Below are 23,827 nucleotides of genomic sequence, written 5' to 3'. Positions count from 1 at the left end.
AATTTATAGCAAAAGAAATAGGCTTAGAAGTAGAAGAGCTATTAATTAAGAATAGAAGTTATAATAAAGATATGAGAGCAATATTTGCGTTAATGGCTACATCACTATGCGATGTAAACACATTAGATATAGGAAGAGAATTAGGAGGAATAACTGCAAGTAGAGTATGTACATTAACTAATGATGGAATAGAGCTTATCCGACATAATAGTAAATATAAAAATATATTTAAAAAGTTTATAGAAAAAGAAGCCTCAATAATTTAGTATTTTTTGAAAAAATTAAAAAAATGTTATTAAAGTAGTTTATAAGTTGTACAAGCTATAAAAAATTAGTTACAAAGGGCTAATCTTTATAAATTAATGAACTAAATACTAAAAACTAAAGTATTTAAACCATATTTTTAGTGACGGTCATTAAATATTATTAAGAATTAAATTACTAGTTATTATAGAATAGTGACAGGCAATTAATGATTATTGGCATTTGACGATAAATATAAATGAAAGTAATATAAAGATATAAATTATTAAATTTTTATAGGAAAGGTTAAGGTGAAGAAATGTATACTTGTGCTATGTGTAGTGAGCATAATTGTAAATCAGGGCAATTAGAAAAAATTCCAGTTAATTGTCCGTGTAGTGAGAAGGAAAAGCAAGAAAAGATAAAAGAATTATATTTGGAGGAAGAAAATTATAAGTTAGCATATAACTCTGCAATAGTTGAAGCAGAAGGTTATTGTAAAAAAACAAGACTTGAAGAAATAATGGAATTTGCTAAAAAATGCAGTTTTAAAAAACTTGGAGTAGCATTTTGTGTAGGCTTTAGCAATGAAGCAAAAATGTTAAGTAAGATATTAAAACATAATGGATTTGAAGTAAATTCTGTAGTATGTAAAAATGGAAGCATACCTAAAGAGTTTTTAAAAATTAAAGATAATGAGAAAGTAAGACCAGGAAATTACGAACCTATTTGTAATCCTATAGGACAAGCTATTCTTTTAAATGATGCTAAAACAGAATTAAATATACTTTTAGGATTATGTGTTGGACATGACTCTTTATTTATAAAATATTCAGATGCACCAGTAACTGTTTTTGCAGTTAAGGATAGGGTTCTTGCTCATAATCCTATAGGAGCATTATATTTGTCAGAGAGTTATTATAAAGATAAGTTATATAAATAAAGAATATAAAGATAATGTAATTAGTAGTGACTATGTGTAATTTTTAATATAAAAATTTATACCAAATATTGTATAGTAACATATAATAATATGGCTAATATATTGAAAATTAAGATAAATAGGGGGAATAGAAGTTGATTGAGCTAATCATAGGTTTTCTTTGTATGGTACCTATTATAGGAATACTTATATATAACGTAGTATATCCTCGTGAAAGTATACTTTATGAGAATAAATGGAGGTTTGAAAATATTAATCTCGAACCAAGCAAGGATGCAATTAAGCACCACAGATGTATGTCAATTTTAGTATTGGGGTTTACAATATTTATAATGATATTATTATTGTTTATAATTTAAATTGGTTTTTGTGTTTATTTTAGAATGGAAGTTATTTTTATTAAACCTGTAAAAAATATATTATTATAAAAAAAGTTATTTTAAATTATAAATTTGAAATAACTTTTTTAGTCATACATTTTAATACAATCTTATTTCAAACTAATAAAATATAAAATTTCATATATTTGTAAAAAAGTTGTATAATGTAAGTTATAAGTTTAAATAAAGATAGTGTAATATTTTTGATTATAGATAATTTAAGTAAATTTGTTGAAATTTAAAAAAATGATAAGAAAAAACAAAATATAAATTTATTTTTATTTAAGAATTATGGAGGATAAAACATGTATGTTGGATGTAATTGGTCAAAGGCTCTACAACTTCTTCTTGAAGAAGATAGAATCAAAATAGATTATATTAAGGCTGGTGCATATGGAGATTTTAATAATCAGTTTTCAATAATTCGTTCAATGAAGCCAATTTTATTACATGGTCTAGGATATTTTGAACATACTGGGATGAAAAATATAGAAGAAGTAAATTTTGATTTAGCAAACAAACTTATAAAAAAATGCAACTCACCACACTATGGGATTCACCTTTCAATTAAAAATTCAGATATGTATGAGTATATGACAGATGAAGAGATATTCATCCATATGTGCAAACAAATTCAGATTTTTAAAAAGAATATATCGGTACCATTATTACTTGAAAACACGCCTGATTCACCAAAGGATCGTATAATGTTTGATCATTACCCATATGTTATGCCAGAACAAATTAATCGACTATTCATAGAAAATGATGTATCGTTCTTACTTGACTTAACACACGCAAAGATTACCGCAAAATATCGTGGTTTGGATATTAAGGATTATATTCGTAAGTTACCAATGGAGCTTGTTAGAGAAATTCATGTGAATGGTTCTGGGTATGATAAAGATGGTTTTCCAGCAGATACTCACCAGTCTATGGAAGAAGAGGATTTTAAGTTATTAGAGTGGGTACTTAAATATTCAAATCCATATGTAGTTACATTAGAATATAATGGATTAGATACAGAGAATGACGATGTTGTTATTTCAAATTTAGAAAATCAATTAAATCAAATACAAAATATATGTAATAAGTAGATAGAGAATGTTGTAATATTAAAGTTTTAGTAGTATATGTTTTTTAGGTATATATTATCACTAGCTATTATTTCTTCAAAAGGTTTTAAAAGTAATATGTAACTATCTGATTTAATATATTCACAAAATGATAATAAAGTGTTAAGTTAAATCTAAAATATGAAATAAAAAATTAAATTAATAAATGTAAATATATTATAAAAAATCCTATATTAGTAGTTAGAAATTTTAAGTAAACGTTACAAAAAGTTAATTTTTTTTTGATTTTATGAAGCATATATTAATTCTTATTTTAAGCAATTCACAAAACTTAAAAAAGTGTTATAATTTATTATATTAAAAAATTCAATATAATTCATAGGATATTTAAAATAATTCATACATTAAATGGATTTTGTTAGCTTATTTAATATAAGTGATACAAAAAATTTATAGTCAAGAAGGGGAATGGCATGGGAAAAGGAATCGTTAGACAAGGTAAATATGAAGATTTAGATTCTGTTGTAGCATTACAACAGCTATGGGCGAAAGAGAATATAACCTATGGTTTTGTTCCAATTGAGAGGGATGAGTTAGAAGAAAAGCTTGGTAAATATTTTTGGGTTTATGAGTTTAAAAATGAGATTTTAGGTTTTGCTTATGGAACTATTCATAAAGGGAAAAATATTGCAGTGATTGATGATGATGAACCTTATATTGAAATAGAAGATATTTATATAGCAGCTAAAAATAGAGGAAAAGGAATAGGAAATGCTTTATTAGATAAGTTAATAGAAGTTGCTAAAGAAAATGGTGTTGAGAGATCTTTACTTTATTCATCTTCAAAAGATATGGATAATATTATTAAATTTTATAAAAAACAATATTTTAAGACATGGTATGTTACAATGTTTAGATAATTTAGTTGCAAGTGTTTTTAAAAAATAAATTTTAGAGACAACCTATTTGGCAAACATGTTCTAACAATAGTTAAAAAATTCGAAATTTTCACTAGAATAAAAATAAATGATTTGTAGTTATATAAATTAGAGGATATATTGCTTATCTCTCTAATTTTTTTATTAAAATAATTGTTTGTTTGAAAAATGAAAATTAAATGTTTATTAAAAATTAACAAATAAAATAAGTGTGTCAAACTATTTTCCAATATAATTAAAATATAATATATTTTGGAAAGAGGGTATACTATGTATAAACGTTTAATTGCTTTAGTACTTAGTTTTTTATGCTTATTTAGTATGGGATGTATAAAAACAACAGAAGCTATTACAAATGAAAATAAGAAATTTACTAATGAGCAATGGAATGAAGATATTGATTATTTAGTTAAGGAACTTTCAGAAAAGCATCCTAATCCTTTTTATAAGATAAATGAAAAGGAATGGATAAGAGAAGTTAAAAGATTAAAAAAAGATGTTCCTAAACTTACGGATGAAGATATTTACATGAGATTATATCAATTAACAGCATTATTAAAAGATGCCCATACTCATGTGTATTGGGACCAATTAGAAAGTAAAATTGATGATATGAAAATATATCCTATATCATTATATTGGTTTGGTGATGAACTTAGAGTTTTTAGTACATTTAAAGGTAATGAGGATATATTAGGTAAGAAGTTAATTGCTGTAAATGGTATACCACTTAATAAAGTTCTTGAAAAAGTAAACACTTTAGTTTCTTATGAAAATAATCAATGGGCAAAAGCAACGAATTTTTTTGTAATAACATATTATCCGGTATTAAAATTTTTAAACATTACAGATGAAGAAAAATGCGATTTTACTTTTGAAGACAATAATGGAAAGAATGTAACTAAAAATCTTAACGTAGTACTTTATAAAGATTTATATGATAAGAACAGTAGAATAAAATTACTATCTGAAGAAGTTAGACAAAAACTAATTAAAAATCAAAAACCAGAAGGACAAGATGATGCATATTGGTTTAAATTTGTAGAAAAAGACAAAATTTTTTATTTCCAATATAATCAATGTTTAGATTCAAATTTTGATACTTTTTTAGAAAGCTTGATTAAGGAAATAAATTCTAATGAAGAGAATATGGATAAATTTGTTGTAGATTTAAGAAAGAATACTGGTGGTGATAGCAGATTTATGAGCAGGATAATAACTGCATTAAATAGAGATACAAAAATTAAAGATAAAAAAGTATTTGCTTTAATTGGAAAGGAGACTTTCTCATCAGGTTGTATGGCTGCAACTGATTTGAAGTTTCAACTGAATGCAAAATTAGTTGGTGAAGAAACTGGTGGTAATGCAAAATGTTATGGAAACTTAGGGTGGTTCAATTTGCCTAATACAGATATAGAGGTAGATTATTCTACAGAGTATTATGATTTAGGAGTAGAAAGTGATGGTGGAGTTCTTCCGGATATAGAAGTAATAGATAGTTTTCGTAACTATCTAAAAGGAATAGATGAATGTTATGAAACGGTTAAGGACAAATAGTAAAATTTAAAAAGTAGATAGTGGAAATGGAAAAGTTAAAAAAATGAAATTAAAAATTTCAAACTATACAGGGAACACTATCTACTTATTATATATTTTTTTGCATTATAAATATACAATTTAAGAGTTTAATGTTATATATATTTACAAAGGAGTAGTTGATATGGGGAAAATTTATTATACAAATAGATTAGTTTTAAAAGAATTAGATGAGTCAAATGGGGAGTTAGTTTTAGATTATAATATAAGAAACAAAGAGTTTTTTCAAAAGTATGAGCCTAAGAGACATGATATTTTTTATACTTTATCTTATCAAAAAAGTCAATTGAAAATGGATAGAAAGTTTAGTGAAAATAATTCTATGTTAAGATTATGGCTTTTTAAAAAGGACAAGTTGGATAAAATAATAGGCCAAATAACCTTTTATAATATAGTGCCTTTTGCATTTTTATCTTGTCACATAGGATACAAGTGTGATAAAGATGAAATTAATAAAGGTTATATTACAGAAGCTATGGAAAAGGGGATTGAAATAATGTTTAAGGAGTATAATCTACATAGATTAGAAGGATATGTTCAAGAAAACAATAAAGAATCCTTAAAAGTTTTATATAAATTAGGATTTATGAGTGAAGGAATTGCACATAAGTTTTTGGAAGTTAATGGAATTTGGAAAGATCATCTCAGAATGGTTTTAATAAATCAATAATTTCAAAGGTGTAAAGTAATATGATCATTAATTTACACCTTAATTTATTTTATATTTAGTTTATGTGTATGGAAGTATTTTTTGGAATGTTATCCCATATCCATTTTGCATTCTCAAGTTTTAGTCTTATACATCCATTAGATAAAGCCATGCCTAATCGACCATCTCTTACTGTACCATTAAGATTATAAATTATAGAATGAAAAAGATAATCGTCTATTATTTGAGTATAATACCAGCATTTATATCCCTTTTCTACGCCAAAATATAAACCTTTAATACCTACTTTAAAATCTCCTTTAGGCGTTGGGGTAGAGGGTTTACCTATAGTGCATAAATAGCTTTTTATAAGTCTCCAATTTTTATTGTCACCCTCAAATATATTTACCTTAAAATTTTTTGTATCTACCCATATAAAATATTTTGAACTACTAAAAAAGTTATTATTATTAAGAAAGTCTGTAGCTTTAGCAATATAATTATCGTCGTTTCTAAAATAATTTAAAGCTATAGATTTATTTGTAGTATATCTAATTTTGGTTTTATAAATTAGATAACGTATCAGTTTTTTCATAATATCACCTAAAAACTTATATATATTATTATATTAAGAACTTAAAAAATGTTGAATTTAGGAATAATCTTATAAAAACTATATTAAATATATTAATATAGTAATATATAGGAGAAGGATATGGGAAAATCTAAAAAAAGACAAGTAGTTAATAAAGAAAACCTTATAGACATAAATAAGAAAAAATGTATAGGTTGTACTGCTTGTGCTATAAACTGCACAGATATAACTGGTATATCCGTATTAAAATCTACACAGGATGGAAAAAGCACAGTGGTACCAAAGATGGGAACTTTTGAAGAAACAGGATGTATTTATTGTGGACAGTGTACTCTTATATGTCCAACTACTGCTATTACTGCAAGAAACGACATTGAAAAAGTTGAAAAAGAATTAGGTAATGGAAAATATATGGTAGCATTTGCTGCACCAGCTTTAAAGGCAACTTTAGGGGAAGAGTTTAATCTTCCAATAGGAAGTAATGTAGAAGGAAAGGTTCAAGCATCTGCAAGAAAATTGGGATTTGAAAAGGTTTTTGATACAGATTTTGGAGCAGATGTTACTGTAATAGAAGAGGGAACAGAACTTATAAAAAGATTATCTCGTAAAGAAAATTTACCTATGTTTACATCCTGTTGTTCTTCTTGGGTAAGATATGTAGAGATTTTCAGGCCGGAACTAATCAATAATTTATCTACATGTAAGTCACCACAGCAGATAATGGGAGCAAGCATAAAAACTTATTTTGCAAATAAATTTAAAATATTACCAGAGAATATATATGTGGTGTCAATAAAACCTTGTACTTCAAAAAAATATGAAGCAGAAAGAGATGAGATGGGACGTGAAGGATACAAGGATATAGATACAGTACTTACTGTAAGAGAATACGGAGAACTTTTACGATCAAAGGGAATAGATATAACTGCACTTCCATCGGAACCATCAGATAGTATGCTAGGAGAATACACAGGTGCAGGAGTAATTTTTGGTTTATCATCTGGTGTTATGGAGGCTACCCTTAGAACAGTTGCATATTATTTAAATGATGATATTTCTAAAATAGAAAAAATACAATATTCAAAAATAGATGGAACAAAAAATTCTAAGGAAGCAGAAGTAATAATAGGTAATCAGCTTATGAAAGTGGCGGTAATAAGTGGATTAAGTGATGTTGAATTGTTTTTAAAAGATGATAAATGGAAAGAATATACTTTTGTTGAGGTTATGTCTTGTCCAGGTGGTTGTGTTAATGGTGGTGGTACTCCAAGAGTTATAAGAAAGTCTGAAATAATTGAGAAAAAATGTATAGCATGTGGTACATGTATAGATAATTGTCCTGTTGGAGCTATAAGTTTTAACAAAAACGGATATGCAGAGGTTTCACAAATGCAGTGTGTAGGATGTACACTATGTAGCAAACTTTGTAGAACTAGTGCGCCGAAAATTAATGTTTATGATAAGGGAACTCAAGAAAAATTAACAAAAAATTATATAGACTTGAGAAAAAATGTTTTAAGAAATATAGATGAAAAATCTCAAAAGAAAGTATCTGTAGAAAATAAAGAAGTTAAAGAGATGTATGATAATTATATAGGTAATCCTGATGAAGAAAGAGCAAGACTTTTATTCCATACTCAATATAAAGATAGAAGCTCAGAATTAAAAATCAATAAAAGAACTTGTAGAGGTAAAAAACGCAGAAGGTAGTATATGACCTCCTTTTATAAGAAACTAAAAAAATCTTATAAAAGGAGGTTTTATATTAGCAGGATAAAGTGTTAAAATATATGTTATATATGCGAAATTTATATAAGGATTGGAGATTGAACATGTTATTAAGAAAAGTACATTTAAGTGATTGTGAAACATTATTTAGGTGGATTAACGATATGGAAGTTAGAAAAAATGCTAGATATACAGATGTAGTGTCTATTGAAGATTTTACCGATAGGTTTAGTAAGGAATTAGAAGATGAAAATGTATACAGCTTTATTGTAGAAAAAGATAGTGTAAGTGTAGGTCAAATTAAGCTGTCAAAGGATAAGGATAGGATTGTATTTAATTATAGCGTAGATAAAAATTATAGGGGACAAGGTCTTGGAACTGAGATTGTAAAACAAGGCCAAAAGTTTGCAAAAAGTAATATTAGCAATATAAATAAATTTGTCGCATATGTAAGAGGTTCTAATAAAGGGTCTTGTAAAATATTTGAAAAGTTAAATTATACTATTGTTTTTAGTAATGATGATTATGTAATATATGAAAAAAAGATATAATTAAAAATTTAAAATATTGTTTCATTATTTTATAAAAAATTAAAAATCAAATGTATAAATGGTAATAATTATATATTTAAATATTTAAATTTAAATTTTAATAAAAATACTATAGATTTTTAAATGAATCTGATACTATAATATAGTAATAAGATATATAAATTTTACGTTATTTAATATGTTAAAGATGATTTCAGAAAATTAATTAAATTGTATTGAAATGTAAAGGTTTAGTTTCATTAATATCAAAAATTAGGCATCATTATAGATTAAGTTGAATGCTAAGAGAGGGTGTGCAGAATAGTGGAATTTTTAACTGGAGCCGAAAAAATTAAAGAGTTAAGAAAAAAGTTGAAAATGACGCAACAGGACTTTGCTACAGAAAATTTTACTAGAGGATATTTAGGTCTTTTAGAAAATAGCAGAAGAAATATAACGAAAGAAGCAGCAAAAACCATAACAAATAGTTTTATAAAAAGGGCTAAAGAATTAAATATAAATCTTGAAATTGATGAAGAATATTTTCTAAGAACACCAAAAGAAGAGGCTCAGTGGTATTGTGATTCAGAGTTAAAAAAAGAAAATATTACTATAGAAGAATTAAAAGATATTCTAGAAATTGGAAGAGTATATGGATTAGATAAAATAAAGTGCTTAAGTTATATGAGAATGGGAGAAATATATTTCAAAAATAGTGAGTATGTAAATGCATATAAGTATTATTTTTTTGCATTAGATTTAAATAGAAATGATTTGTTAGCTGACAAAGAAATAACACTATATAATAGAATTGCAAAATGTAAATATTATGTATTAAATTATGATGAAGCAATTGTACTATTTATGAGAGAATATGAGTCTTGTAAAAAATTTAATAAAAGAAGTGATATGCAAAAGGCACTTTATAATTTAGCAGTTTGTTATAAACAATCTGGTGATATAGATAAAACAATTTTAACTCTTAATAAATTTACAGAGAACTATGAGTTTTATGATGATAAAGAAGACGAATTGTATATATGTGCTAATAGTATAAAAGCAAATTGCTATAAAGATAAAGGACAGTGTAAAACAGCTATTGACATATATAATAATTTAATATCTAAAATGAATTTTAAAAATGATATTTTAGCTTATGTTTATAACAATATTGGAGATGCTTATTTAGGCGACAAAGATTTAGAAACAGCATTAGATTATTTTAATAAATCTCAGCAAATTAGAATAAAAGAGGACAAGCCTAATTTGTCTCATACTTTAGTTAATAAAGCTAAAGTATATTTAGAAAAAAAGCTTTATGAAGAATGTATAATGATTTTGGAACTTTCTTTAGAAAATGCAATGGAATATAAAGATTATGAATATATAGTTAAAACATATAATCTTTTTGAAAAGGCATATTTACAAACGAAAGATTATAGAAAATTAGAATTTAATTATAAAAAGATGATAGAGATATTAGATAAAACAAAAAATTACCTAGATATTATAAAGGTATATACAAAATTACAAGAACTATATTTAAATAATAATGAAATAGAAAAAGCAAATGATACTTTAAAGAAAATTCAAGGTGTATTATTGAAAGTAAAAGAAATAGAAAAAAGTCGCTAGCATTATAAAAATCGTTATATATTAATAAAATAAATTTATCAAGCTAAGTGAAAACTTAGCTTTTTTTATGCATCTATGATTATTGAAAATGTAAAAAAATAGGAGTAAAATATAAATAAGAATATTCTGAAAATAAAGAGAGGAGGGATAATTTGAAAAAATTTTGGGGTATTATTCCACGTAATATAACAAAAAATAAAAAACGAATTTTTATTATGGGCATTAGTATAGTTCTTGCTATATCATTAATAGTTTCATTGAGTATAGTAGGTGATTCTATTATAAAAAATAAAAGTGAAGAATATATGAATTTAGGTGGTGGAACTTACGATATTTTTACAGAAAGCAATGATTATAATCTTATGAATGAATTTGCAGAAGAAAATTTTTTGAAAACATCAATAATAGAAACATCTGTTGGAATCTGTAAAGTACCAAATAGTAAATTCGAAATAGAAATAAATGGTTATAACAATAGGATAGAAGATAAAATATTGAATTTTAAATTATTAACGGGGAGATATCCACAAAAAAATAATGAGATAGCATTAGAAGAATGGATATTAGATGAACTTCCAGTTAAATATAATTTAGGTGACAAAATAGAATTAGAATATATATCACAATATTTTAATAAGAATGAAAGTTATGATTTAAAACAACAAGATGAGTTTTTATTAGTTGGGGTATTTAATTATAAAAATTATGAAAGTCCACTGAAAAATAGAGCTAAGGCTTATGTAACCTCACAATTTGCATTAAATAAAGAAATAAATGGAAAAGTTAATCATAGAATTTATGGTATTTTGAAAGAAAAGTATTCTTTAAATGAAGTATTCTTAATAATTAGTTATATTAATGATTATGGCTCTTTATCTATAGGTAAAAACGATGCAAAAATTGTTGGGGAAAATAATATGAACTTTTTAAATATGATATTATCACTTTTGTTTTTAATAATAGGAACAGTGTCAGGGATAGTTATATATAATATTTCTAATATAATGGTTACGGAAAGAACAAAGGAATTTGGTATATTTAGAGCATTAGGAGCATCACCTAAAATGATAAAATCTCTTGTTATTTTAGAAGGGGTTTTAGTAGGTGTTATTTTTATTCCTATAGCTATGGTAGTAGGTTCGATTTTAACTAAAACTTTTATAAAATCACAGTATATAAATTTAGGCAATTTAGCTGAATTACTATATATTCCTCCAAAAGGTATATATTTTTCTTTGATGATAGGATTTCTTACTTTGATAATAGGAAATTATTTTCCAGCAAAAAGGGCATCAAAGGTTTCTCCAATGCAAGCTATTTTTTCTAACAATAATTTAAATTTAAAAGGTCATATGCTTAAAGTAGGATTAGAAACAAAGAGTTCTATTAGAAAGAAAATGTCTTTTTCAACTAATATGGCATATTTAAATTTAGATAGAAATAAAAAAAGGTTTATTACTACTGTAATCTCATTAAATATAATAGTTATAATGTTTTTTGGAGTACATTACTTAATAAATTGCTTAGATCCTCTTAGCAATTATAAAGAAAAATTTGGAGGAGACTTTATTATAAAGTCTACATCTAATATAAACGATTATGAAATGAAAAATGATAAAATAGAAGAACTACAGAAAATTCAAGGTATAAAAAATATATATAAATGTAAAGAATTAGACTGCAATATTGAAGTCCCAGAAAAAAGTATAACTAAAACAGGCTTTAAATATTTAAGGTCAATTGGTGAATTAAAAGAGGAAGAGTCTTCAACATCAGATATAAAAAGATACTTATTTTCAAGTAGAATTTTAGGATACGACAATGAGGAAATAGACAAACTAACTCCGTCTGTTCAAGAAGGGGATAAAACTCTAGACACAGTGAAAAATAGACCTACAGTGGCTATAGTTCAAAATATTAATAATAAAGAATATACGGATATTAAAATTGGAGACACTTTAAATATGATTGTTCCCAAATATGATAAAAATGGTAAAGAAGACGGCATAAAAAATGTTCCTTTTACTGTAGTTTCAATCTTAAACAGCAATAGTCTAGGTATGTCTATTGGTGATGTACCTATAGTGCCAGTTGTTAGCAATTATAGTTGTGAAAATTATTTAAATTTAAATGGATATATTGGTTGTAAAATTCAATGTGAAGAGGGATTTAATTTTAATGATATAAAAAGTAAATTAAATAATTTTATAAGTGATAGTAAGGAATTAACATTAAAGTCATATCTAGAAGAATATAATAAAGCAAAAGAAAACAATAAAGATTTTGCTATAATGTTATATGGTTTTTTAACAGTAATAGGAATTATAAGCATTATCAATCTTGTTAATGTTATGAATATGAGTGTTATTTTAAGAAAAAAAGAAATAAGTATATTAAGAGCAATAGGTCTTAATAATAACGATGTTACAATTATGATCATGTCAGAAGGTGTATTTTATGGCTTGGCATCAAGTATTTTAGGTTCTATTTTTGGAACTATATTAACAGTTATAATTTATTTTAGTGGAAGAGAAAGAATAAGTAGTCTTTTAACGTGGTCAATGCCCTTTAATACTATAGTAACCTCTATTATAATAGTAACATTAATATGTGTAAGTTCTGCTATAATTCCAATAAAAAGTTTATTTAGCAAAAGTATAGTTGAGTCAATAAAAGGTATAGAATAAGTAAGTGATTTTAAAGAAAATTGCGAAAAAAATATTTTAGTTAAAATTTGTTTACAACAGTTTTTTAAAATAGTATAATAACTTTCAATTAATAAATTATATATCCATATATTTTTGGTAATATGGACCAAAAGTTTCTACGAGAAGACCGTAAAATTTCTCACTATGGGTAAGTCAAGTTTAGAGCTATTTATGCTAGTATTGATTTACCATCAATACTAGCATTTTTTTATAAAATATAAGAATATCCATATATTTTTGGTGATATGGACCAAAAGTTTCTACAAGAAAACCGTAAAATTTCTTTCTATGGGTAAGTCAAAGCTATAGTTTACTATAATAGTATTGATTTACCGTCAATACTATTTTTTATAACTTTTAAAAATAAATATGAAAGGAGCAAATGATGAAAGATTTATTAGAAAAACAATTTAAGTTAAAAGAGAATAACACTAATGTGAAAACAGAAATTATAGGCGGATTTACTACATTTATTACTTTTGCATATGCATTATTAGTTATTCCTAACATACTGAAGATAGGAGGTATGAATGCTCAAAATCTTACTGGAGATGCAGCAGCAGCACTATCAATGGCAAATGACCCAGTAATAGCATCGGCTTTTGCATCTGTGTGTATATCATCAGCTTTAGGCACACTTATAATGGCCTTTCATGCTAACTTACCTTTTGTATTAGCTCCCGGCTTAGGACTTGTTGCATTTTTTTCTTATAATATTTGCTTAAACCTTGGTTTTACATGGCAGCAAGGGTTAGGTGCAGTATTTATATCAGGAGTATTATTTATAATAATAACACTTACTTCCATTAGAGAGAAAATTGTACAGGCTATTCCTCAAAATCTTAAATTTGCAATTACAGCAGGAATAGGATTATTTGTATCGTTAATAGGATTAAAAAGCGGTGGACTTGTAATTGCAAATCCATCTACATTAGTGTCTTTTGGAGATTTTACTGACAAGACAGTTGTACTTACAATTATTGGTCTTATAATTACAGCAATACTTGTTGCAAGAAACACTAAAGGTGCAATGCTTATAGGAATTATAATAACTACAATAATAGGAATACCTATGGGGATTACTAGTCTTCAAGGTGCAAAAGTATTTTCAATGCCAAATGTAGGGTCAACTTTCTTTGCAATAGATTTAAAAGGGCTTTTATTTAGTAATGGAAATGGAATTTTAGGAGCTATTTTAACAGTATTCATGGTTGTTATTACATTAAGTTTAGTTGACTTATTTGATGGAATTGGAACTTTAGTTGGAACAGCTCAAAGTTCTGGTATGATAGATGAAAATGGAGAAGCTAAGAATTTAAGAAAAGCGCTTACATCTGATGCAATAGCTACAACTTGTGGAGCACTTTTAGGAACTACGACACTTGCAACAGTAGTTGAATCAGCGGCAGGAATAGCAGCTGGAGCTAGAACAGGACTTTGTAATGTTATAGTTAGTGTATTACTTTTAATATCATTATTTTTTAGTGGTCTTATAGGAATAGTTCCACAAAGTGCTACAGCACCAGCACTTATAATTGTTGGAATACTTATGATGAGAGCTGTAACAGAAATTAATTTTTCGGATTTTACAGAAGGATTACCTGCATTTTTTACAATAGCTATGATGCCATTTACTTATTCAATAGCTAATGGAATTGCAGTAGGAATAATATTTTATCCAATAATGAAAATTGTAACTGGAAGAAAAAAAGAAGTACATAATATGCTATATATTTTTGCTATATTATTTATATTAAGATTTATACTTATGCCAGATTAATTAGCTAAGAAAAATTAAAAAAATCTCTTAAATTCTAAATTATATAGAGTTTAAGAGATTTTATTTATTATAAATCAATATATTGATTTAAAAATTTCATATATTTGTAGCGAAGATGAAGAGATACTACGTTTGTATCATTTAAAAAAATTTTAATAGGAGTTTTTTTAAGAAAACCTACTGGAGATTCATAATTTATATTATATATATCTTTAAAATTAAATTTAATATTTTTTATAAATGCTTCTTTTTTATTTATTAAAATTAATCCATTACATAAACAGCGGTCTAAAGTTAAAATCATCATAAAAAAATATACTTGTTTTAATTTTATTGAAGAATCTATAATACCAAATAAATATAAAAAAATCATTATGAAAAATAATAAATAATTTTCCGATGAAGGAAAGAAGAAAACTTTAGTATTTTTATCGTTTGTTTTCATATTTATAAATAAAGTAAAGTATTTTTTTATATTATAAAGAAATAAAAATAGTGTATAAATACCTGCTAAATAAATAATAAATGGAAATTGTTTACTTATCAAGCCTATTATAAAAATAGTAAAAATACTAATTAAAATTAACATAAAAGTCCTCCTTTAAAGATAATTTTTAAATTAAATAAAAATTATTTGATTTTATGATTTAAAAGTTGCAAAAAATAATGTAATATAAAGAATATAAATCAAATTTTTAATATTAAAAAAATAAGTGGAATAAAGTTTTTGTGATATAATAAAAATTACATTTAAATTTATTTGTATAATAAATCAAGAATAATTGGATTTTTTGTAATAATTCAATTTTAACTTTATGTATTTGTAATTATTATACATTCATATAGTATATCATATAAGCAACAGATATGTTGCATAACTGGTTAATATTCTCCACTCATAAGTTTTAAATTTTAAATGCATCTAGTTTAAATTTAATAAAATTATATAAATATTAAGACTACAAATTATTCTTATAAAGTTTTGTAGTCGGCTAATTATATAAAAAAATAATGTATGACTTATAAAGGTAGAGGTGATAATATGGACAGATTAGATATTAATATAATAAACAAGAAAAATACTTCCATCCATTTTGAATTTGTAAAAAATGGAGAGAAAGAAGAAGCAGCATTAACTTCTATAGAGGGACTTGCACATTTTGGACTTGGCAGAAAAGAAAGTGATACAATAGCTGTTGATGGAGCGGGAGATAATACATTTCCAGTTATAACTAAGCAAGAAGGGCCATTAAAAGGTTATAGTTATGGGATGGTAGTTGGTATATATTTTTATAAAGATAATGAAAATAGAAATAAAGATGCAAATTTTACTTATAAAGATATTTTATTTACAGATATGTTAGATTTAGATGAAATAAAAATATATTATAATATAACAAATTATAATTTAAATGTTGTTATATTTAGAGAGGAACAATGTTTATATAGTTCAATATAGATATAAGATTTAAATGGCTTGTATTTATAATAAGGTGGTTTTAAAATGATATGTAATATTAAAGATTTGAATTTAAATTATGAAATTATTGGCGATGGTATACCAATCCTTATGTTGCACGGTTTTTTTGCAGATAGTAATCTTATGAGTGGATGTATGGAACCTATTTTAATAGATAATAAAAACTATAAAAGAATTTATTTAGATTTACCAGGTATGGGAGAATCAATAGGTGGAGAATGGATTAAAAATTCTGATGAAATTTTAGAAATTGTACTAGAATTTATAGAAAAAATTATTCCAAATGAAGAAATCTTATTAGTAGGAGAATCCTATGGTGGGTATATATCATTGGGATTATTACATAAAATAGCTTCAAAAGTTAAAGGATTGCTTTTAATATGTCCATGTGTTATTGCTCCAATGGAAAAACGCGATTTACCACAACATGTGATATTAGAATGTGATAAAAGTTTGATTAGCAAGCTAAGTGAAAGAGATTTACATAAATTTAATGAGAGGGTTGTAGTACAAACCAGTAAAACATGGGAAAGATTTAAAAATGAAGTGTTATATGGTATTAAAATCTGTAATAGAGAATTATTAAAAAATATAAAAGAAAATGGATATGAATTTTCTTTTGATGCTATGAATTTAAAAGAAAAATATACAAACCCAACTACTATGCTTCTAGGTCGCCAAGATTCTATAGTTGGATATAAAGATGCTTTTGAAATGTTAGATAATTTTCCAAGAGCAACCTTTGCTGTTATAGATAAAGCGGGACATAATCTTCAATTTGAACAGGAAGAAATATTTAATACAATGGTTAAAGATTGGTTAGCAAAATTTTAAATAGTTAATACATATATAGAAATAAGGTCCAATTTAAATTTATTCAATAATCTTAAAATATTTTTATCCGGACCTCTATAGTAAAAGCGGTATCTTATTTATGATACCGCTTTTTTATAGGAAAAAAATATATGTAAAAAGGTTTTGAGAATATATTTTAATGTAGCTATAATAATTAAAGATTATTTTTTAAAAAAAACTTTTTGTTGAATTTTATATAGCTTATTATATTAAATTTAATAATATTAAAGTATGGTATAATACTTTTAGTAATATATAGGGTTCCAAGTTGATAGCTAAAATTATGTAAGGAATTTATTGTTAGAAAAATGGTAAATATAACTTTAAACCGTCATTCAGTTAGTTATTTCGAGAAACTCTAATAATGTAAAAAATCTTATAAGAATTTCTAAGTCACAACTAAAAATCATAACTAACTTAAAGTTCTATGTACCATTAAAAAATATCGTAGGTAAGTGAATAAATCAAAAATTCAGTTTGGAACCCTATATAGGGAAACAAGCTTACATTTAAATTTAAAATTGGCTTGTAATGCTATAGGAATATAAATTCAGAAATTATTTAATGAATTCAGAGTTTATTTTATATATAAATTTTTTAGAAATGGAGTGGTATAGTAATGGAAAAAATTTATTATGAAGATCAATATGTTAGAAGTTTTACAGCGGAAGTTGTTGAGATAAAAGAAGTAGATGAAAGGTTTCATGTAGTTTTGGATAAGACTGCTTTTTTCCCTGGGGGAGGCGGTCAATTTTGTGATAATGGAACAATAGAAAAAATTAATGTTATAGATGTTTATGAAAAAGATGGTACAGTATATCATGTTCTTGAAAAAAACCTTATAAAAAAACATAAAGTAAAGTGTGAGATAGATTGGGAAAGAAGACAAGATGGTATGCATCAACACTTAGCACAGCATGTTCTTTCAGGATGCTTTTTTACATTATTTAATGCTAACACTGTTAGTTTTCATTTAGGCAGTGAATTTAGTACTGTAGATATAAAAGGTATTTTAGAAGAAGAAAAGATAAGAGAAGGAGAGAAACTAGCTAATGATGTTATAGGAAAAAATTTAATAGTAGAATCTTTTGTACCTTTAAAAAAGGAACTAAAAAAAATTAAATTAAGAAGAGCTCTTCCAAAAACTGATGAAGAAATTAGGGTTTTAAAAGTTGGAGATTTAGATATAAATGCTTGTTGTGGTGTACATCCAAATAATACTATGGAAATTAGAATGATAAAAATAATAAAATATGAAAAAAATAAAGGAAATACCCGTATAGAATTTTTAGCAGGTAAAAGAGCGGTGGATGATTCTTTAAAAAAAGATAGATTTTCATCTGAAATATGTAGATATTTAAGTAGTAGCGAAGAAGAATCGATAAATAGTATAAAAAATTTAAATGAAGAAATAAAAGGTCTAGTAGATGAAAATAAGAAAATAAGAGATATAATAGCTGGATATGAAATAAAAGAAATGATAGATAAAGCTATAAAGATAGGAGATATTTCTGTTGTTAAAAAGATATATGAAAATGAAAATGCTAAGTATGTGAATAAAATAGCATCAAAATTAGTAGAACAGAAAAATATAGTATCACTTTTAGCTATTAAAAACAAAGATAGGGTAAATTTAATATTTGCATGTTCAAAAAATTTGAAAAATGTAAATATGAATGAACTATTAAAAGATAGTATAACTCTTATAGATGGTAAAGGTGGCGGAAGTCAATTTTTAGCTCAAGGTGGCGGAAAAAACAATATGAATTTACAATCTTCACTTGATTATGCTTTAGGAAAGATAAAAAATAATATATAGATATTAAAACATGCTCGAAGATTTTTTATATTTAATAATTTACTTTAATTTAAAACTTTAAAAATGTTATATAAATTAAAATTCGAGCTTGTTTTGTTATAAAAATTCCAAAATGACTTAGGTTAACAGTGACATTTTAATTATATAGAGGTGATGACAACTTGAAGTGTAAAATTAAAAATATAGATATAAATTATGAAATCATAGGTGAGGGAATACCAGTTTTAATGATTCATGGATATTATGCAGACCTTAGACTTATGAAAGGTTGTATGGAGCCTATATTTGAAAAGAAAAGTGGGTATAAAAGGATTTATTTTGATCTTCCAGGTATGGGAAGTAGTGGCTTTTTAAATTTTGTAGACAGTTCTGATGTTATGTTAGATGTTGTAATAGGATTTATAAAAAATATAATAAAAGATGAAAAATTTTTGCTTGTAGGGGAATCCTATGGTGGGTATATTTCACTTGGACTTGTACATAAATTAAGAAAAAATATAGATGGTATGTTATTAATATGTCCATGTATCGAACCAATATTAGAAAAAAGAAAAGTTCCTACACATATAGTATTAAAGAGAAACTTTAAGTTGCTTGCAAAATTAAGTCCAAGTGAATTTAAAAATATAGAATGCAATATGGTTGTTCAAGATGAACATATGTGGTCAAGATATAAGAATGAAGTATTATCAGGGGTAGAACTATATAATAGAGAAGCTTTACAATCAATTAAAGAAAAAAGTTATCAATACTCATTTTCAATAAAGGATATGGATGAGAAATTTGAAAAACCAACAATGTTTTTACTTGGAAGGCAAGATTCCGTTGTTGGGTACAAAGATAGTTTTAGTATTTTAGATAACTTTACAAGGGCTACATTTACCATATTAGATGGAGCAGGACACAATTTACAAATAGAACAGGAAAAGTTATTTAATATTTTCAGCAATCAATGGTTAAATACAATAGAAAATGAAAAACTGTAAGCTATAAATTTATATGTGATTTGCTAAATAAAATAGAAAATAAATAATAAAATCCATAAAAACTGCTAATACTATAAAAAAGCATTTGTAAAAGAAGATAGTAATTGCTTTTTTATATTTAAGATAAAAAACTATTAGAAGGAGCAGATTTTTATGGATTTACTTATATTTATGGTTTTTAATTTTGTAATTTATTCTTTTTTAGGATGGATAGTAGAAAATATGTATTCTTTAATTACTATTAAAAGTTTAAAAAAAGATGGTTTCTTAAATGGACCATTTAAGCCAATGTATGGATTCGCTGCGGCTATATTAGTGTTTTTGAATGAATATATGGAATTCAATTTATTAGTTATGGTAATGTTAGCATTTGTTATTCCTACTGCAGTAGAATATTTAACTGGATATATGCTAAAAGAATGGTTTAATAAAAGCTATTGGGATTATTCCAAATTAAAGTATAATTTAGATGGAATAATAAGCTTCAAATTTTCACTTTACTGGATTATACTTAGTTTTTTTACAATGTACTGCATACAACCTTTACTAGAAATAATATTTGAAAAAAGTTTTATATTTTGGTCAGTATTTATACCAATAATAATAATGTGTATAACAATAGATTTTTTATTTACTTTAAAATCAATAGAAAAGAGAGAAGTTTTGAAATAATTTTATAAAACCTATGAATTAAAATAATATTTTAAAACCATATAGAAAAGAACTATTTTTAATATTTATATAAAAATAGTTCTTTTTTTGTATAAAAAGTATAATAAATTTAATTTAATAAGATTTTTAAAATTATACAAATTTTAATGTAAATACTATTTAAATGTTTACAATGTGATAATTTACAATATATAATATGTATTATATGTAAAGTAAATAATAAAATGTAAATAATTTTAAATTACATTTTATATAAAATTGTAGAAAATCATTTAATTTTCAAAAATTTAAAATCTTTAAAGGATATTATAATAATATATGGAAGTATAATAACATTTATTATTATAATATTAAATTAATTTATATAGGGAAAACATTTTAAAAGTTAACTTGGGATTTTATAAATATTATATTAAAATGTATATTTTAAAAGGGAAAAATATCTCTATGTAAAATTTAAAATTGTGCAAAACTAAACTTATAATTTGCCATTAATCTTGTTTTGCTATGATAATAGTTTTGGAACTTGTGATAAATGGAGAAAAATATGGTTGGGGGATGAGTTAATATGAAATTAGTTTATAATACCTTAGATGAGGGTATTTTAATTATTGATAAATATGAGAAAATAAATTTTATAAATAAATCTTTACTAAAAAAGCTAGGGTATAATGAAAATGAGTTAGAAGGTTTAAAATTACAAGAAATTATATGTAAAGACGAAAAAAGTATATTAGATATAATTAAAAATGGAGAAAATATAACTGATTTAGATATAGAATTATATTGTAAAAGTAAAAGTGTATTGTTTTTTAGAAGTAAAATTATTTTAGATAAATGGAAAGGTGAAGATTGTAAGGTTTTAGTTTTAAAAGAAAAAAGTAAAAGACCATACATGATGGAAGATTTGGAGTATTTATTAGATACTATACCCTATGGAGCTTGGATGAAAAATGTAGATGGAGTATATATATATGCCAATGATGCTTATGCAAGTAGATTTGGTAGAACTAGATATGAAATTTTAGGAGAATTTGATGAAGATTTTTGGGGTGAAGAATTAAGCATAGGGTTTAGACGTGACGATAATGAAGTTGTAAAAAGTAAGACACCTAAATTGTTAGAGGAAAAAGTTAAACATAATGGATATGATCAATGGTTAGAAACTTACAAGGCACCAATTTTTGATGAAGAAGGTAATGTTAAATGTACTATAGGAATAACAAGGGACATAACAATAAGCAAAAAAATGCAAGAAGAACTTGTAAGAAATAAAACTAATATTGATTCACTACATAATATGATTGATAAAATTAAAAATTATACAGCGCCATATGAGCTTTTAAAAAATATAGGAGAAGAACTTCTAAATTATTTAAGTGCAGATGGAATAAGTATATTTATATATGATGAGGAAAATACAACCCTTTTTAAAGCAATACAATTTGGAATGGCAGAAAAAATTTTTAAAAATTGTGAAAAAGTAAAAATAACTAAAGAGTTAGAAGAAAAATTAGTTAAAGTAAAAGAAAATAGTGGTGATTATCTAGAAGATAGATATGAAAAAGTGTTTAAAAATTGTAATATACAGCTTGAAAATATAAATTATAAAGAGTGTTATCCAATTGCTTTTAATAAAGAGCTTATAGGAATTTTGACAATGTCATATAAAGAGGACAATGAACCTAAACTGAAACAGGATGATTTTATTAATTCAACTTGTGATGAACTTGGTGTAATTATAAAAAATTATATGTTGTCCGAAGCGTTGAAAAAGGAATTTGATAAAAGGCTAAAAACAGAAAGAGAATTAGAACTTTTCTTAGAAACAGCAGTAGACATTGTGTGCATTGTTGGAGCTGATGGATATTTTAAAAGTGTAACATTTCAATGCGTAAAAACACTTGGATGGAGCCAGGAAGAGTTATTATCAATGGACTTTAGAACGCTTGTTCATCCTGATGATGTTGATGGAATTGTTAAAGTCAGTGGATTATCTCAGTTAATGGGTGATGTAAAAAGGTTTATAAATAGATATAAGTGTAAAAATGGTGGTTATAGATGGTTACAAGTAAGTAGTAATGTTATACCAGAAAGAAATGTTGCTATTGCTACAGCTATAGACATAACAGAAGAAAGAGAATTAGAAGAAGAAAAGAAAACATTAGAAAAAACTGTGGCACTTGAAAGTCTTAAAAATGAACTTTTTGCAAATATATCACATGAGTTTAAAACGCCACTTAATATAATTTTAACTACAACTCAATTATTATTAGAAAGTAAAAAAAATAGTTGTGAAGGTTTTAATGATTTAGATTTAAATAGATATATGAAGTCTATAAGACAAAATTCATATAGATTGCTAAGACTTGTAAATAATTTTATAGATATAACTAAAATAGATGCAGGTTATTATAAATTACATCTTGGAAATTACAACATAGTATCTGTTATAGAAGATATAACTTTATCTGTAGCTGAATATGTTGAAAATAAGGGTATAGAACTTATTTTTGATACAAATGTAGAGGAGCAAATAATTGCTTGTGATCCTGAAAAAATTGAAAGAATAATGCTTAATCTATTATCCAATGCAATAAAATATACTGATGAAAATGGAAGAATTCAAGTTAATTTCACAGCTAAAGAAGATAAAATATTAGTTTCAGTAAAAGATAATGGTGTAGGAATTTCAAAAGAAAATCTTAACATAATTTTTGAAAGGTTTAAGCAAGATGACAATGCATTTAAAAAAAGGTGTGAAGGAAGTGGGATAGGACTTTCTTTAGTAAAATCCCTAGTAAACATGCATGGTGGGGATATATTTGCATTTAGTGAAATTAATAAAGGAGCTGAATTTATATTTGATATTCCAATAAGGTTAATAGAAGGAGAATTTATAGAGAAAGAGGACAATAATTTATTAAATTCTAAAATAGAAAAATGTAATATCGAATTTTCAGATATATATTCATAAAAAGAAAACAACTTGCTACTCAGTAGCAAGTTGTTTTTTTTATGCATAGATGATCTAATTTAATCATGTATACAATGTTTTATGAAACTTAAAATGTTTTATATAGTATATAATTTATATGGGAGATACAAATTAGACTATTAATGAGATTTAATCCATAGCTTACTAAAAAAAATTATTACATAACTTAAATAAGCTATATTTTTATTATAAAATAAAGGATAATGATTGTCAACA

Annotated in this window: 19 protein-coding genes, 1 pseudogene and 2 riboswitches; of the genes and pseudogenes, 18 read left to right on the top strand and 2 right to left on the bottom strand. The window is 24.9% G+C overall.

Annotated elements, in window-relative coordinates; translation table 11 throughout:
* The 7 genes and pseudogenes from KQI36_RS11050 to KQI36_RS11020 form a co-directional block, all read left to right on the top strand.
* Window positions 1–266, top strand: a pseudogene (locus tag KQI36_RS11050) (transposase); the annotation flags it as partial.
* Window positions 267–562: 296 nt separating this feature from the next.
* Entirely contained in the window at window positions 563–1,186 is a 624-nt protein-coding gene (locus tag KQI36_RS11045) for a DUF1847 domain-containing protein (protein ID WP_216450916.1), read from the top strand.
* A 134-nt stretch (window positions 1,187–1,320) separates the two neighbouring features.
* The gene (locus KQI36_RS11040; protein WP_216450915.1) at window positions 1,321–1,545 is read left to right on the top strand and encodes a DUF6199 family natural product biosynthesis protein; all 225 of its coding nucleotides are present in this window, start codon (window positions 1,321–1,323) and stop codon (window positions 1,543–1,545) included.
* A 326-nt stretch (window positions 1,546–1,871) separates the two neighbouring features.
* On the top strand, window positions 1,872–2,663 hold the full coding sequence (locus KQI36_RS11035) for a multinuclear nonheme iron-dependent oxidase (protein WP_216450914.1): 792 nt from the start codon (window positions 1,872–1,874) through the stop codon (window positions 2,661–2,663).
* Between the two features lie 452 nt (window positions 2,664–3,115).
* Window positions 3,116–3,562, top strand: coding sequence for a GNAT family N-acetyltransferase (locus tag KQI36_RS11030; RefSeq protein ID WP_216450913.1), 447 nt, complete (start codon window positions 3,116–3,118; stop codon window positions 3,560–3,562).
* 288 nt (window positions 3,563–3,850) lie between these two features.
* A complete protein-coding gene (locus KQI36_RS11025; RefSeq protein ID WP_216450912.1) occupies window positions 3,851–5,137 on the top strand; it encodes a S41 family peptidase in 1,287 nt (428 codons plus the stop codon).
* Between the two features lie 163 nt (window positions 5,138–5,300).
* Window positions 5,301–5,846: a GNAT family N-acetyltransferase gene (locus tag KQI36_RS11020; protein ID WP_216450911.1), complete on the top strand. Its 546-nt coding sequence runs from the start codon at window positions 5,301–5,303 to the stop codon at window positions 5,844–5,846.
* Between the two features lie 55 nt (window positions 5,847–5,901).
* Here KQI36_RS11020 and KQI36_RS11015 read toward each other — a convergent pair whose 3' ends face one another.
* Window positions 5,902–6,420, bottom strand: coding sequence for a L,D-transpeptidase (locus KQI36_RS11015; RefSeq protein WP_216450910.1), 519 nt, complete (start codon window positions 6,418–6,420; stop codon window positions 5,902–5,904).
* A gap of 120 nt (window positions 6,421–6,540) precedes the next feature.
* Here KQI36_RS11015 and KQI36_RS11010 point away from each other — a divergent pair, with 120 nt between their 5' ends.
* From KQI36_RS11010 to KQI36_RS10990, 5 genes are all read left to right on the top strand, one after another.
* Window positions 6,541–8,130, top strand: a complete 1,590-nt coding sequence (locus KQI36_RS11010; protein ID WP_216450909.1) for a [FeFe] hydrogenase, group A — start codon at window positions 6,541–6,543, stop codon at window positions 8,128–8,130.
* Window positions 8,131–8,252: 122 nt separating this feature from the next.
* The gene (locus KQI36_RS11005) at window positions 8,253–8,699 is read left to right on the top strand and encodes a GNAT family N-acetyltransferase (protein WP_216450908.1); all 447 of its coding nucleotides are present in this window, start codon (window positions 8,253–8,255) and stop codon (window positions 8,697–8,699) included.
* 303 nt (window positions 8,700–9,002) lie between these two features.
* Window positions 9,003–10,313 (top strand): helix-turn-helix domain-containing protein, encoded by a 1,311-nt coding sequence (locus tag KQI36_RS17925; protein WP_216450907.1) that lies wholly within the window; start codon window positions 9,003–9,005, stop codon window positions 10,311–10,313.
* A gap of 152 nt (window positions 10,314–10,465) precedes the next feature.
* Window positions 10,466–13,000 carry an ABC transporter permease gene (locus tag KQI36_RS10995; protein ID WP_216450906.1) on the top strand — a complete coding sequence of 845 codons (2,535 nt, stop codon included), beginning with the start codon at window positions 10,466–10,468 and terminating at the stop codon, window positions 12,998–13,000.
* A gap of 84 nt (window positions 13,001–13,084) precedes the next feature.
* A riboswitch (purine riboswitch) is annotated at window positions 13,085–13,186 on the top strand.
* 42 nt (window positions 13,187–13,228) lie between these two features.
* A riboswitch (purine riboswitch) is annotated at window positions 13,229–13,330 on the top strand.
* 76 nt (window positions 13,331–13,406) lie between these two features.
* A complete protein-coding gene (locus tag KQI36_RS10990; protein ID WP_216450905.1) occupies window positions 13,407–14,801 on the top strand; it encodes an NCS2 family permease in 1,395 nt (464 codons plus the stop codon).
* Window positions 14,802–14,868: 67 nt separating this feature from the next.
* Here KQI36_RS10990 and KQI36_RS10985 read toward each other — a convergent pair whose 3' ends face one another.
* Window positions 14,869–15,390, bottom strand: a complete 522-nt coding sequence (locus tag KQI36_RS10985; protein ID WP_216450904.1) for a hypothetical protein — start codon at window positions 15,388–15,390, stop codon at window positions 14,869–14,871.
* Between the two features lie 453 nt (window positions 15,391–15,843).
* Between KQI36_RS10985 and KQI36_RS10980 the strand changes: the two genes are divergently transcribed.
* The 6 genes from KQI36_RS10980 (at window position 15,844) to KQI36_RS10955 (ending at window position 23,590) form a co-directional block, all read left to right on the top strand.
* Window positions 15,844–16,260: a hypothetical protein gene (locus KQI36_RS10980; RefSeq protein ID WP_216450903.1), complete on the top strand. Its 417-nt coding sequence runs from the start codon at window positions 15,844–15,846 to the stop codon at window positions 16,258–16,260.
* A gap of 45 nt (window positions 16,261–16,305) precedes the next feature.
* The gene (locus KQI36_RS10975; protein ID WP_216450902.1) at window positions 16,306–17,115 is read left to right on the top strand and encodes an alpha/beta fold hydrolase; all 810 of its coding nucleotides are present in this window, start codon (window positions 16,306–16,308) and stop codon (window positions 17,113–17,115) included.
* A 640-nt stretch (window positions 17,116–17,755) separates the two neighbouring features.
* Window positions 17,756–18,955, top strand: a complete 1,200-nt coding sequence (locus tag KQI36_RS10970; protein WP_216450901.1) for an alanyl-tRNA editing protein — start codon at window positions 17,756–17,758, stop codon at window positions 18,953–18,955.
* Between the two features lie 161 nt (window positions 18,956–19,116).
* Window positions 19,117–19,941 (top strand): alpha/beta fold hydrolase, encoded by an 825-nt coding sequence (locus KQI36_RS10965; protein WP_216450900.1) that lies wholly within the window; start codon window positions 19,117–19,119, stop codon window positions 19,939–19,941.
* A gap of 153 nt (window positions 19,942–20,094) precedes the next feature.
* Window positions 20,095–20,613, top strand: a complete 519-nt coding sequence (locus KQI36_RS10960) for a putative ABC transporter permease (protein ID WP_216450899.1) — start codon at window positions 20,095–20,097, stop codon at window positions 20,611–20,613.
* A gap of 568 nt (window positions 20,614–21,181) precedes the next feature.
* The gene (locus KQI36_RS10955; protein WP_216450898.1) at window positions 21,182–23,590 is read left to right on the top strand and encodes a sensor histidine kinase; all 2,409 of its coding nucleotides are present in this window, start codon (window positions 21,182–21,184) and stop codon (window positions 23,588–23,590) included.
* Window positions 23,591–23,827: the final 237 nt, after the last annotated feature.

This window comes from Clostridium senegalense (genome assembly GCF_018916625.1).
In the GTDB taxonomy this organism is placed as follows: Bacteria; Bacillota; Clostridia; order Clostridiales; family Clostridiaceae; genus Clostridium_J; species Clostridium_J senegalense.
This window is presented reverse-complemented; position numbering and strand designations above follow the sequence as displayed.